The sequence below is a fragment of the Porphyromonas pasteri genome (assembly GCF_014647755.1).
In the GTDB taxonomy this organism is placed as follows: Bacteria; Bacteroidota; Bacteroidia; order Bacteroidales; family Porphyromonadaceae; genus Porphyromonas; species Porphyromonas pasteri.
The window spans coordinates 502136-515863 of the sequence record NZ_BMPU01000001.1 but is presented as its reverse complement, the minus strand read 5'-3'; the positions used below and the strand labels follow the sequence as shown (position 1 = coordinate 515863).

The following is a 13728-nucleotide window of genomic DNA, read 5'->3' as shown; positions in this document are numbered from 1 at the left end:
GTCTATGCGCTCCCGTCCTCTCGTCGCTCTCCTCTCGCTTCTTCAGCTGGGTACGCTCTATGGGCAGACGCCTCAGCAGCCTGATAGTCTGCAGGTAGACAGCCTGCCAGCTGCTACTGAGCATATCCTTGCTCCCGAATCTGTATCCTCCAAAGCCTTAGCTCGTATTGATAGCTTAGCTGAGGCTGGGCTTCGCATGGGAGCTTATCCTGGGTGTCAGATCTTTGCCTTCTACCAAGGTGAGGTGCTTGTGAACAAAGCCTATGGATCGCTTACGAGTCTCAAGGGACGACAAGGGGAGCCTGCTACGCCACAGAGTATCTATGACTTGGCTTCTATCACGAAGGCTGCTGCTACGACACCTGCTCTGATGCTCCTCGTCGGGGAGAAGAAGATCAATCTTAACTCTCCATTGCTGAGCTACCTCCCAGAGACCAAGGAGACGCTACTTGGGATGGTCACCATTCGTCAGCTCCTCCTCCATCAGTCTGGGCTACCTGCAGGGATCAACTTCTATACCGACCTTATTGATGATACGAGTTATGAAGGCTCGCTCATTCGCTATAAGTCCTTTGCTGGCGGTGTGCCTCTTGTAGGAAAGGCTTGGGGTAACCCGAACTTCCGCTTTCTCGATAAGTATATCTCCGATAAGGCGACCGAAGAGCATACCTTGCGCTTTGGCTCAAAGAAGTATCTATCGCCCTCTTTCAAGACTCGGATGATGGAGCGCCTCCTCTCGGCTCGTGTCTCATCGGATAAGAGCTACCGCTATAGTGATCTGAACTTCATCCTCCTCCAGCAGGTCATCGAGCGTGTCTCTGGAGAGCCTTTAGATGAGTTCGTCACGAAGCATATCTATCGCCCTATCCAAGCGCGTCTGTACTTCAATCCCTTGGAGCATGGAGTGAAGATTCAGCAGATCGCCCCCGCCCAGCATGATACCTTCCTGCGTGGGGAGATCTTGCGTGGTACGGTCGATGATGAAGCTGCAGCCTGTCTCGGTGGTGTATCGGGTAATGCAGGACTCTTCGGTGCGGCTGAAGAGCTCGCTAAGGTCTGCCAACTCCTCCTCCAGCACGGAGCATGGGGGAAGAAGCAGGTCATTCCCAGCTCTACCGTTCGTCTCTTCACTGAGACGACGAGTGCATCAGGCATCAGAGCTCTTGGCTTTGATAAGCCCCGCTCTTCGGGTGGCCCTACGGGTATCTATGCCTCATCAGCGACCTACGGACACCAGGGCTTCACGGGGACGTGCTTCTGGGTAGACCCCAAGTATGACCTCATCTTTATCTTCCTCTCCAACCGCACCTACCCGACACGTCAGAATACGACCCTCATACGTGAGCGTCTCCGTCAGCGCCTCCAGGACTTGGTCTACGAGGCTGTCGGAGCCACCACGCCCAGATAAACTTGACCCCTTATCATCTCGCTACAGCTATGAGCCAAGCAAATACTACATCCACCACGATCATCGGCGTCGCTGGTGGCTCTGCCTCAGGTAAGTCAACCCTCGTGCGCAAGCTCCAGGAGGCCTTCGCCGATGAGCACGTCACGACGCTCTGCCACGACTTCTACTACAAGGCGCACGATGATCTCAGTCTCGAGGAGCGCTCCAAGCTCAACTATGACCACCCGCACTCCTTCGACACGGATATGATGATCGAGCATATCCGCCAGCTCAAGCAGGGGCAGAGTATCCAGCGCCCCGTCTACTCCTTCACCGACCACAACCGCCTGCCCCAGACGGTATGTGTCCAGCCCGCGAAGGTCCTGATCCTTGATGGTATCTTGATCCTTGAGAATAAGGAACTCCGCGAACTGATGGACGTCAAGGTCTTCGTTGATACCGATGATGACGTGCGCTTGGCTCGTCGCCTCGTGCGTGATGTCCAGGAGCGCGGACGTGATATGAACTCGGTGCTCAAGCAATACTTCTCTACGGTGAAGCCCATGCATCGTGACTTCGTCGAGCCCTCCAAGCGCTACGCTGATATCATCATTCCAGAAGGGGGGATGAACTCCGTCGCACTCTCGCTGCTCGTTGAGAATATCCATTCAATCTTGAAGCGTGGTCAGCTTGAGGAATAAGCGCTTCTCTCCTTCCTACCTTTACCTTCCTACTATCTCATGATATCATCGCTTATCGGCAGTGATACGATCTGTGCTGTGGCTACTGCGCCTGGTACGGGTGGTATCGCTATTATCCGTGTGTCGGGCTCTGAAGCCGTCGGCATCGTCGATCAGATCTTCTCCTGTCGTGACGTCCGTACGCTCGAGCGTGCTAAGGATCGAATGGCTTACTTTGGTCGCTTCTCTCACGAGGACAAGACGATCGACGAAGGTCTGGTCACTTGCTTCCGTGCGCCACGCTCCTACACGGGTGAAGATGTCGTAGAGATCTCGTGCCACGGCTCGGTATTCATCCAGCAGGCACTCCTCGAAGCCCTCACCGATCAGGGCTGTCGTATGGCAGCCCCGGGCGAGTTCACGCGTCGTGCTTATCTCCATGGTAAGATGGATCTAAGTCGTGCTGAGGCCGTCGCTGACCTCATCGCATCCGAATCGGAGGCGCAGCACCGCATGGCACTTACTCAGATGCGTGGGGGCTATAGCGCGGAGTTCGCCCAGCTACGTGAACGACTTCTACAGCTGACCAGCCTTATGGAGCTGGAGCTGGACTTCAGCGAGGAGGATGTGACCTTCGCTGACCGTACGCAGCTTCTTGAGCTTCTCGACGAACTAACGGCGAAGATCGAGCGTCTGACCGAGAGCTTCCGCCTTGGTAATGCGATCAAGCGTGGTATCCCAGTGGCTATCGCTGGTGCGACGAACGTGGGGAAGAGTACCCTGCTCAATGCTCTCTTAGGCGAAGAGCGCGCTATCGTCAGTGATATCCATGGTACGACCCGTGACACCATCGAGGACGTGCTGAATATCGATGGTGTCCTCTTCCGCTTCATCGATACGGCGGGCTTACGCTCGACGGATGACACGATCGAGGCGCTGGGTATTGACCGCAGCTACGATAAGATCGATAAGGCGAGCCTTGTCCTGCTCCTCGTTGATGCCCTGCGCATCACCGATGAAGACTATCGTGCGACGCTCCTCCAGCTCCTTCCTCGCCTGGAGAATAAGCCCTTCCTCGTCTTGCTCAACAAGGTCGATGCCATCGATCCTCAGACCACGCAAGCCGTACTAACGGATCTTTCGTCGCTACTTACCGAGTATTTGCCTTCGGGTGAAGCGCCTTCGATCCTACCCATATCGGCCCAACGAGGGGACGGCTTGGATGAACTTCGTACTGCACTGATCAATGCCTTGGCGCTGCCCGAACTCAAATCTACCGACCTTGTGGTAAGTAATGCCCGCCACCATGCACTCCTCACGACGGCACTCCACAGCCTAAGGACCGTGCGTACGGGGCTAACGGATGGCCTTCCCACAGACCTCTTGACGCCCGACCTTCGTGGTGCTATCACGGCCATAGGTGAAGTCACCGGAGCCGACATCACAAGTGACTCCGTCCTGCACAATATCTTCGCTCACTTCTGCATCGGCAAATAAGTCGGCTTTTCGTAGCGCTTCACTTCGCCCTCTCCTTACTTCTATTTCTTATCTTTGTCCGATAATACACTCAAATAGCACAAGAGCTTATGCCATACTTCCACGTACTCATTGAGACCAAAAATCCCAGCGAGAAGTATTATGAACTGGACAAGACGGACCTATCTGAAATCGAAGAGGAGATAGTTATTCCCTACGTAAAGAAGGAGCAATTTACATTTGATGGATATGTCCTTGATGAAACGAAGATTAAACGTATCCTCATTAAAGTGTCAGATTGCTCATCAAAAGAATATGCTAAACTAAAGCAAGAGGAGCTGCCCCCTAATCTTATCATGGCTATTTTACCAAGAGATATTATTGAAAGTAGTGACTACACCAGAAATATTACTAACCGTGTCCTCATGGCGTGTGAACGCCAAATTCAGGAAGCTACGTCTGAATCAGAAGCACCAATAGTGACCCAACCTAAAGCCCCTATGGACAAATCAAAAGTCTTCATCGTGCATGGTCATGATAATGCTGCAAAGGAAGCGGTTGCTCGCTTCGTAGAGAAGATCGGTCTTGAGGCTATTATCCTGCATGAGCAAGCGAGTTCTGGGAACACCATCATCGAAAAGATCGAAGCGAACTCTAATGTAGGCTTTGCCATTGTGCTCTATACTGCTTGTGACGTGGGTGCATCCAAAGAGGAGAAAGACCAGCTGAAACCTCGAGCAAGACAGAATGTTGTCTTCGAACACGGCTATCTCATCGGGAAGATTGGACGAAAGAATGTCTGTGCTCTCGTCAAAGGGAACATCGAGACCCCCAATGATATATCAGGTGTCGTCTACATCAAGATGGACGAGAGTGAGGCTTGGAAATATCACGTTGCCAAGGAAATGAAGGCTTGTGGCTACGAGTTTGACCCAAGCAAATTGCTGGAGTAACTCCCTAGTCTACTCAGAGAACGAGGAGCCTCAAGCAAAGTATCCCAGCGAAAGCTATATAGCTTTGGACTGATTCCTATATAGGATCGCTCCGATTGCTATATAGCTTTCGTCGTATTCCTATATAGCTTTCACCTGATTACTATATAGTATTGATGTGATTACTATATAGCTTTCATCTGATTACTATATAGCTTTTGGGTGATTACTATATAGTATTGGCTCGATTACTATATAGCTTTGTAACGTGTGCTATATAGGAATATTTTGAAGAGAAATGCTTAACTTCGCAATGTGTACCAAGTGACACACATAAACACATTATTACTAACAGCTTAATACCATTTGAATCCCATGGGAAAAAACAAGCCTTTAGCCTATGTGCTACGCGAAAGAAAGATGAGCATCGGCAAGCTCAAAGGGCAGATCGTACAAGTAGCTTCGCCCACAGACCGACGTAGCGTTTCCTTCGACCACTTCTGCGAAATGGTCGCTGACCAAACCACTTTCAACTATATGGAGGTCGCTTCCGTGCTCAATCTGGCTGCCGATATGGCGAGAAAGCTCGTCGCTAACGGCGATATGGTCGAGTTCGGGCGTCTGGGCAAACTGAAACCCAGCTTCAAGAGTAAGGTCGTGCCTAAGGGGCAGGAATTCAATGCGAGCCTGCACATCACCGAGGCTCGCGTGCTCCTGCGTCCCAATTCCGAGTACTTCCGTCTGGACGATGTCAGCTTCGAGCGGGTCACTCCCCGCGTGAAGAAGGCAAAGAAAGCCAAACCAGATGCTGGAGGAGGCTCTTCGAATGACACCCCTGGAGGCGGGTATGTAGGAATATAATTCTTAGAAAGTGAAGCGATTCTTCCTAACCCTTTTCTCTCTATCCTACTTCATAGTCATTTATCTAGTGAAGGAGGCTATGAGTTCTCCTTCACTAGATATTTCTTGGCAACAGTTCGTAGGAGCCTTCCTCTTGATGGGAACAGCTCTTCTGCTGGGATATATCGGATTACTCTTATGTTCTTATTTCAAGCCAATGAGATTAGATATTCAGAATATAGAATCCATTGAGACGGCGAATGACAACTATCTAGTCAATTACATCGGTTTTTTTCTTATTGCAACAGATATGAATGACTATGTAACCCTAGTGTTAGTCTTCCTATTCCTACTTTACTTAGTCTTCAAGTCTAATGTATCGTACTTCAATCCGGCCTTCTTGGTCTTTGGATATAAGTTCTACATCATCACCACGAATCTTAAAACACGAATCGTCCTTATTACAAAACAAACAGTAAAGAAGCCCGAAGATATACTTCCGTTTTCTAGTAAAGAAGATCAGAAAGAAGATGGAGGGAAAAAGAGAGAGATCGTACAAGTAAGAAAGATTAACGAATATGTATTCATTCAATGGAAAGACTAAACTACATCTTAGCCTATAAAAGAGATACAGCGATTAAGCTTGTATTATCGACAGAGGAAGCTGTCTACAATGCAAATACAGAGAACCAAATACCGTATACACCCACGCATCAGTTAGATCGAGATGAAAACGAATGGTTCTATATAGAGAACTTTAGCAACTCTGATCGCAATACCCCCATAGCTAAGATTGGAGGGGTAGACTTGAAGATAGGAGAACTATTTGAGCGACTCACTGAGTTTACTGAATTCCAGTCGACCGATTATCCTGGTATAAAGTGGCTGATAACGCAACAAGGAGAGTGCTACTACTTTCAAAAAGTGTTGCCCTCAAGTAGAATTGAGAATAGAACTATACTCATGTTTGTTGTAGGTGATCCAAAGATCAAGGAGATGAGTAACTCTGTGGAAGTGCGTAGGGAATTCCCTGACATCATTTATGATTCTCATGATGACAGACTTCTCTTTAGGGACTTATCTAGAGCTAAGGAAATATATAAGGATCTGATTAATCTGTACAGAGAGGCAACGGATGAAGAGATAACAGACTTCCTGTCCAGCAGAGAGGAAACTACGATCTCGATCTCTAGAGATAAGATCGGTATAAGAAATAGAAAAGAAATCGCAAGACTGGGAGACAAGATTAGTACATTATCCAGTGAGGCAAAAGCCGCACTTGTAACCTACATAGATACTCATCTAACGGAAGCGGGGCTTCACAAGGGAGAGGATGGGAAGATCATCATAGCTAAACCCAAAGATCTTAGTAGCTACCTTGCTCTACTTGACCAGCGATTTGTACACTCTGAGGTATACAGCGAGAGCCGAAAAATTACAGCATTTACAAAGGCTTGAGTGTACGGAGAAGAAGGCAAACTATTCTTACGAACCCATTCTCCTTGATTAGTGTTCCAAGTTTCATTAGCCAATATGCGCCTACTTATGCTTCGCGGTGCTATATGTGGGAGATATGCTTAAGCCCCGCTAAGGAGAGTTGATGGGGCTCTAATTTGACTCGTGTGCTTGAATGTAAGTATCAGACCAATGGGGAATGGCCTTATCCTTCACTGTGGCTTCGATCTCGTGCATAGTCTAAAACTGGAAGATTATGCTGCTCGAAGCGATCACAACTGTTAAATATAAGAGAATGAATACTATACTATCAGGTCAAAGCCTCGTCGATATGCTTAGAGAGCATTGCGACCAAGCGAAAGAACGCATCTGGATAGCTTCTCCCTATATTGGGACCTTCAAAGATGTACAGAAGATCATTGGTGGTAACTGGATGCGTAGCCACATAGATTTTCGGGTACTAACTGATGTCGAATCTGGCTTTATTCGTTGTGACACTTATGCCCAGTTTAAGGAAAGCCCCAACACCGAAATTCGCAGTCTGTTAAGTTTGCACGCAAAAATCTACCTCATCGATGATTGGTGTCTCTTGACCTCTGCGAATCTTACAGGCATGGCGTTCAGTGCTAGGCACGAAGTCGGGCAGGTGGTGTCTGGTCTAGAGCAGGTGGTCAAGCTCTTTGACCAATGGTGGAGGAAGGCTCAGGCGGTCTCATCGGTGCCCAAGTCTCCTTCCAAAACTATTACAGATAAAGAGGACTCAAACAAATATAAGGTACTCTATAAGCTACCTAAGTACACCTCTGGGGCAAGTGACCAGTTCCTAAAAAAATGCGATCAGTTTAAGGAGTTTGCCTCTCTATACGAATCCATCACAGGACGTAATCAACAGATGGTCCGAGATGGGTTCACTCTGTATGAAGAGGTCGACTACTTCTTTAACTTCCTCTACCATGATCATCCTGACATGCCCTCTAAAGGGTATAATAAGGTGGTACGATCATTAACTTCAAGAGAGGTGAAGCAAGAGATTCGTCGCTACTTTAAGATCATGTCCTATGAGCCTGGAAGTGGAATGTGGCGCTTAGAGCGGAGGGATCGCATCCAAGAAATCCTTCCCTTTGAAATCCAGTCGCCTAAAAAGAAGGAGATAAGGGAAGTTTTAGATTGTCTACACTGCCTACACAGCTATGGATGGAATAAGCCCAACATCCTTGCTGAGAACGATCCACGAACCATCGCTAAGGCATGGAATCGACTTATCCAGGCCCCCTCTATCAATTCCCAACTTATTGAAGAGGTCATTGGGGAGATCAAGTACTTTGGAAGGTCTTCTGCCTGCGAACTCATTGCTTGGTATTACCCTGAGAAGTATCCTATGATCAATCGCAACTCTGAGAGTGGTATGAGATTCTTCGGATACACTATCTAGTTGAGGCACGGTCTTGCCCTAATTCATTCGAGAGGCTATCAAGCGAGAGATTCGCTTGGTAGCCTCTTCTCTTATGTACCTGCTCTGTTGATTTCACTCTTTGAGGATAGATCCATTAGTTTATTATTATATCTCCTGAATTGTTCTCTATATAGATAGACTTATCTCCATATTGGCTAACTGCTCGAGGAGTAGTTGGCTTTGTATCTGCTGACATAAGTGATGATCCATTCATCTCTCTATCAACTAAGGGCGTAGGCAAAGACTTTTTTAGAGCCACGATCAGCATGGCAGCATCGTCCTTTGTTAGCTCATCTATACTTCCCGTATTAACGTGAACGATAAACTGCCATAAGTCATCTAGCTGGCATATGATATTATCGATTTTCTTTATCTCGGTTATCCGAAATCTTGAATTGCCAGACTCTTTTGCTAGCTCCTGAGCTTTTTTCTTCTTTTCGCTTTGCCAAAACTTTTTTATCTGGCTCAATCCATCTCCATTTCTTGGGATGTATCCCATATCTACAATTGGGAAAACCCGCTCTTCCACTCTTCCATGTTTGAATATTTGGGTCATTTCAAACATACAGGCTAGCGACTTGAAGTAACCTGGAGTTATAATCATAATAACCCTGTCAGCCTGACCTATTTCCTTTTCGTACTCTTCAATATCGTCTTTATATCCAAGACTCGTCTGGTCAATTGAGAACCCAATACCATTATTCTGAAGCCCTTTCTTGATGCTATCTAGTTCTCCGTCGTATTTACTATCGTGCTTGTACGATATATATACCTTGCTTAATTCCATAGACATTCTAATCTTTCCTTTCATTAATATTCTCTTTATAATAAGTATGCACCCCAAATATCTCACTTTGTTGTCGACCTATTACCTGGGTTGTTTCGATGTTATGAAATAGGGCTGCATGAAGTTTGTGTAAGTCTGCTGAACAAACAGACGATAAATCTACTTCTCCACATATATGAATTACATTTATACTTTTACGACAAATTCCTTTCAAAACATCAAAGAGGAGCTTATAAAGGAGAGTATCTTTCCCTTCGTCCTCTAGGGTAAAGAGTTGATTGAATAAAGCATCCCAGTTTCTATCGTAGCTAGAATATAGACCTACTAAAAACAGCTCCAATTCATTACCTTTTGTCGTGGGGGGTAAGACTTCTTTGATATAATGGCAATCGTTGATACTTTTCAAGAAAGTTCCCAACTCATCGTCATTCAGATCTGTGTCGAGTAAATACAAACCAGACTGGAGCTGAGAGCTTTGCAACACCCTCATAAGCTGATCTAGTTGATATTCCTTATTCATTGTCGAGTTTATTCATGAAGGCGGAAATCATATACCTATTACTCGGATGCTGCATAATCATATCTATCAAGTCCATAGCATATTCCAACGCATCTTGGTAATCAGGTTGATTAAATGCCTTGATGCCATTATAAGCCTGAATAATCACTTCTATAATCTGGTTCCATACATAGGCTTTACTAGAGGGTGGGATCTCTAGTATCTTCTCCAACCATCTCAAAGTCTGCTCTGGATATTTAATCGCGTAGCCTGCCAAAAAGTGAATAAGTCCGCGAGTTTCATATCTAAAGAAAAGAGTATTCATGTACGTATCTATAATCTTTTCCTGATACTCTCGTGGCCATTGATCTATGTGATAGAACATCTGGTCAAAGGCTTTGCCTAGTTCAAGAGATTCAAACTGAGACTTCATCAAGCTTTGGATGTAGAGTAGAGCATCTTCATTTATACTTTCATCAAGAGAGCTGAGGAAGCGAAGTAGTGACAGTCTTGCCTCTTGACTAGCATTACACATGGTATCAAGCATCTCTTTGATACGCTCATCCCGGTTGTTGTGCGACCATGCTAAAAATAAGATGATTACCTGTTGCGGATAGCAATTGGGGCATTCTACTGCATGACGAAAGAATTCCATAAGCTCCTCCAGAGCATAATTAACAAAATATACAAGGGGGTTGTAGTTGTGGATAGGCAAAGCCATAAGCCTTGGATCATAATCGCACATCAAATTCTTAAATAAACGCACATTCCTATCTTGATCTAAGAAATTGAGATAAGCCATCTCTGCCAATATCGCAGCCCTAGTATATACAGAGGCGGTACCTGCGACGGCTTCTATGGCACTGAATATATCCTCTTTATATTCACTATCTTCTCTAGCACATCTTACCAATAGGTGCCCTGCTTGCCCACGAGGCTGATTAATCCCAATCGTAAGAGTATCCTGATCTTTTTGATACTCTTCTAACTTTGACTCTTCAGCCACAAGTAAGGCTTGGCAGAGCAACTGAACGACTAGCTTGGGTATGTGGTCTTGCTTAACAATATTATCAAGAGCAAAAAGCAGGGTGCGAATACAGAATCCTCGGTGGTCTGAGTTTATATCGTGATTAACTGCTATAAGCATATGCTCTAAGACACATACTGCATCATCTATCCTGCCAGCCTGGATTAGTCCTTCTAACCCTGCTTGTGCGTATGCCAGAGGGATTAGCTCATCATAAGCTATTTGCTTAATCAAATCGGTGAACTTATCAGGGGCTTGAATCACGACCTCTCGAAACAGAATACATTGTCCTCTCAAGGTAGGTACCTCCCAGTTAGCAGACTCCCTCTCATTAACATATTTACGCATCGAGTTTAGCCAAGCCTTTGGGCTCATCTTTTGCCCTTGCTCTTGAGTCAGAGAGGGGTCACCCAAGCGAGTTGATATTCTGCTTGGCTGACAATTCTCCAATCGCTTAGGGTTAAATTTGCGCTCAATCCTCTGACGTTCTTGGTAAGCTTTCCATGAAATTCTTCTTAGTTCCGTTAGAGGGATAGACTTCAGTGCAATTCCTCGGTGCAAATCTATATCGAGGAAAGGATGCCCAAACTTTTTGCACCACTTCACCTTCTCTTTGTCTAGTCTGTACTCGCTTTGGTCATGAATAGTAAGGATCCTATCAATGATAGACCTCTTTTGCATTTCGTCGAGATGTACAAAAGAAGCCTTCAAGGCTTCAACAGCTTGGTATTCCACCCAGCTTGGAGCATTGGCTAACACTTCGCGCTGGCAGATGAGTTCGCAAAGATTATCCTTGAATACCTTTGGATGTGAAGTGTAGATATATAAGGCTATAAATACAAATCCTCCATATCTACTTCTACTTAACTGAAGTAGATATTGGCAGGTCTCCTTGTCATCAATATGCTCAAGTAGGGTATCTATAAGAATATTCGTTACATCCTCCACGAAGTTGTAATCAAAGCCACCCTTTATCCTTCTATGAAAACTCCAAAAGGAATAGGAGTGATGTATATTATCTTCTGCTTCTGCTTCTCCTATCTCATAAGAGATGGTTTCATAAATTAGAGTAAGTACATCAAACAAGAAATCAATAGCGAGGCTATAATGCTTCTTGAGTAGCTTTTTATAAAGCTCACCCACATCATAAGATACACTGATATTGGGAAGGAAAGTTTCTTTATTTTCTTGGAGTTGCAGTCTGATATTCTCTTTCAGCTCAGCACAGACGAAGGTTGGATTTCCTTGGATACTACTGTTCAGTAGATTTATATATTGAAGAGGATTACGTCCCTCAACAAGCTTCGAATACAATTCTACGAACTTATCACCGCTATAGTCCAATTCATAGAAATTCAATACATTCTCTAGATGTTTGCGATCCTCTTCGTCATCAAAGTTTAGCTCTGTGCTTAATTTATCAAGCACAGAGTCTACATCCCTCCCAAGAAGCCTACGGCACATTGTTATGGCTAGCTCTCGATAAGTTTTAGATAGTTCTTTCCAGCCTCCCTTGTTGTCTATAATCTCCCAGATAGCATGAAACCAGTTTAAGGTATAGACCGAGTTAAAGACTAGCTCCATATACACAGGATTGGGGTAAATCTTTCGAGATATTAAATCTAACTCACTTCGTAATGGCGTTTCAAAGTTGGCTAGTGTCTGTAGAGCAAGGGACTTTAGATGGAATCGAAATGTACTTCGTCCATTGTCCTCCTGGCTATATAATAATTGGTCTAGTGTATATATATACTCTTTCGGTTTCTGCTCTCTCAAAAACATCAATATGCTTTTTACTGCGGCTCGGATAAATAATCCCTGATGTTGTCCTTTCAGCTCATCCAATAAGCTCTTGCCTTTTTCTAGAAATCTACGAGCATATACATAGTCAAAAAGCGTCTGATGAAAGAATTGGATCTGCCTATTTCTAGATTCAATCAATAAATCATTGGTCAGTAAATACCTAAGTTCTTGCTCATATTGAGTCTCAAACTCTCTTATATGAATAGAGAGTTCTTGACGCTGATACATAGTATCCACGAGAGTATCAAGCAGGGATAAAAGACTAGCTTTGCTGACTGGGTAAGTACTCGCATTATTGATACACTTGCTCCACAGTTGATGATAGAGTAAGTTTGTAGACAGAGGATCTGTCAATCGCTCTTCAGGCCTTACTTTTAAGAATAGGTACAGATGTAGCGGATTAGCTAAGAAGCTAATTAACCTATCATCCATGCTTTCATTGTGGCCATTACTTCGTAGGGTCTGCAAAACCTGCTCTTCACTAAGCTCCTTTAGTTCCCATCGATTCTTTATCTTCAGATTCTGTAATTCAGGATCATACTCCAAATCATAGGGGCGACAAGAGATCACGACCCTGACATGGGGGATGTTTGCTAGCCTCCTGATTAGACTGAGTAGAGAGCGTAATGGGGCACGATTGGCTGAGAGAGATAGTGATAGGGCATCAATTTGATCTACAAGGAGCACTACCCTCTTGCACTTTGATGCTTCTTCACGAATGACATCTTCTATAGGTCTTGCCAAGTGAAGCTTCCCCCGCAAATCATCCATATTTGCAAACTCTACAAGGTCAGATTTAATTCCAAGTACTAGATAATCTTCTCGTCCTTGTAAATGCTCTAGGAGCTTGTGCATCACAATGGACTTGCCTATGCCTGCCTTGCCATATAGTAGGGCTAATCGAGCCGAGCTATCGGTAGTGTCACTCTTGCTTTCTATCCACTCTTGAATCAAATCAACCTCTTGACGCGGAATCTCAGGACAAATAGCAGGCGTATATCCCAGCAACTCATCTGAGCCTCTAGCGAAAGCCGAAGCTGGGTCTCTCGTATAGTTATTCGCCAAATATATGTTGCCGTGATTTCTCTCTATATAAAGAGATCTGTCTCCTAATTGATTGATAATATTCTCTTGCATTTATTGCTATTGGATTGAATAGTGAGTCTATTTATTCTTCTTGTTTCATAGGTATAGGACCACACTATGAAGTGAAAAGTTCAAAGACTTTATTGGTCAAGTCCAATTGTAGTCTTGATCATCCCTAAATCTCGCAAAGCGTAGCCCTCCCCTGCTTTCTCAGAGAGGTCTGTCTGTATCAGTTTATATTTCTTGCGCATTTCTTTCACGTGCAGTGCCATGATTGGCTCGCTATCACCTTATGTCAATTAT

At 45.1% G+C, this 13728-nt stretch carries 11 protein-coding genes; 8 read left to right on the top strand and 3 right to left on the bottom strand.

Going from position 1 to position 13728, the window contains the following annotated elements:
• Positions 1–4: 4 nt before the first annotated feature.
• The 8 genes from IEX77_RS02045 to IEX77_RS02010 all read left to right on the top strand — a co-directional run bounded on the left by IEX77_RS02045 (position 5) and on the right by IEX77_RS02010 (position 8202).
• Positions 5–1408 carry a serine hydrolase domain-containing protein gene (locus tag IEX77_RS02045; RefSeq protein WP_188807482.1) on the top strand — a complete coding sequence of 468 codons (1404 nt, stop codon included), beginning with the start codon at positions 5–7 and terminating at the stop codon, positions 1406–1408.
• 29 nt (positions 1409–1437) lie between these two features.
• The gene (udk, locus tag IEX77_RS02040; protein WP_009432959.1) at positions 1438–2088 is read left to right on the top strand and encodes a uridine kinase; all 651 of its coding nucleotides are present in this window, start codon (positions 1438–1440) and stop codon (positions 2086–2088) included.
• Positions 2089–2127: 39 nt separating this feature from the next.
• On the top strand, positions 2128–3564 hold the full coding sequence (gene mnmE, locus IEX77_RS02035; RefSeq protein WP_188807481.1) for a tRNA uridine-5-carboxymethylaminomethyl(34) synthesis GTPase MnmE: 1437 nt from the start codon (positions 2128–2130) through the stop codon (positions 3562–3564).
• An 89-nt stretch (positions 3565–3653) separates the two neighbouring features.
• Positions 3654–4496 carry a TIR domain-containing protein gene (locus IEX77_RS02030; RefSeq protein WP_188807480.1) on the top strand — a complete coding sequence of 281 codons (843 nt, stop codon included), beginning with the start codon at positions 3654–3656 and terminating at the stop codon, positions 4494–4496.
• A gap of 354 nt (positions 4497–4850) precedes the next feature.
• On the top strand, positions 4851–5336 hold the full coding sequence (locus IEX77_RS02025) for an HU family DNA-binding protein (protein WP_188807479.1): 486 nt from the start codon (positions 4851–4853) through the stop codon (positions 5334–5336).
• A 10-nt stretch (positions 5337–5346) separates the two neighbouring features.
• Complete coding sequence (locus tag IEX77_RS02020; RefSeq protein WP_188807478.1) at positions 5347–5919, top strand: KwaA family protein; 573 nt, start codon at positions 5347–5349, stop codon at positions 5917–5919.
• Positions 5907–6773 (top strand): hypothetical protein, encoded by an 867-nt coding sequence (locus IEX77_RS02015; RefSeq protein WP_188807477.1) that lies wholly within the window; start codon positions 5907–5909, stop codon positions 6771–6773. Before IEX77_RS02020 ends, IEX77_RS02015 begins: the two co-directional genes overlap by 13 nt.
• A gap of 292 nt (positions 6774–7065) precedes the next feature.
• Positions 7066–8202 carry a phospholipase D family protein gene (locus tag IEX77_RS02010; RefSeq protein ID WP_188807476.1) on the top strand — a complete coding sequence of 379 codons (1137 nt, stop codon included), beginning with the start codon at positions 7066–7068 and terminating at the stop codon, positions 8200–8202.
• A gap of 115 nt (positions 8203–8317) precedes the next feature.
• Here IEX77_RS02010 and IEX77_RS02005 read toward each other — a convergent pair whose 3' ends face one another.
• The 3 genes from IEX77_RS02005 to IEX77_RS01995 are packed head-to-tail and all read right to left on the bottom strand — an operon-like array spanning position 8318 to position 13476.
• A complete protein-coding gene (locus tag IEX77_RS02005) occupies positions 8318–9034 on the bottom strand; it encodes a toll/interleukin-1 receptor domain-containing protein (protein WP_188807475.1) in 717 nt (238 codons plus the stop codon).
• The gene (locus IEX77_RS02000) at positions 9018–9530 is read right to left on the bottom strand and encodes a hypothetical protein (RefSeq protein WP_188807474.1); all 513 of its coding nucleotides are present in this window, start codon (positions 9528–9530) and stop codon (positions 9018–9020) included. Before IEX77_RS02000 ends, IEX77_RS02005 begins: the two co-directional genes overlap by 17 nt.
• Positions 9523–13476: an NACHT domain-containing protein gene (locus IEX77_RS01995; RefSeq protein WP_188807473.1), complete on the bottom strand. Its 3954-nt coding sequence runs from the start codon at positions 13474–13476 to the stop codon at positions 9523–9525. Before IEX77_RS01995 ends, IEX77_RS02000 begins: the two co-directional genes overlap by 8 nt.
• Positions 13477–13728 lie beyond the last annotated feature (252 nt).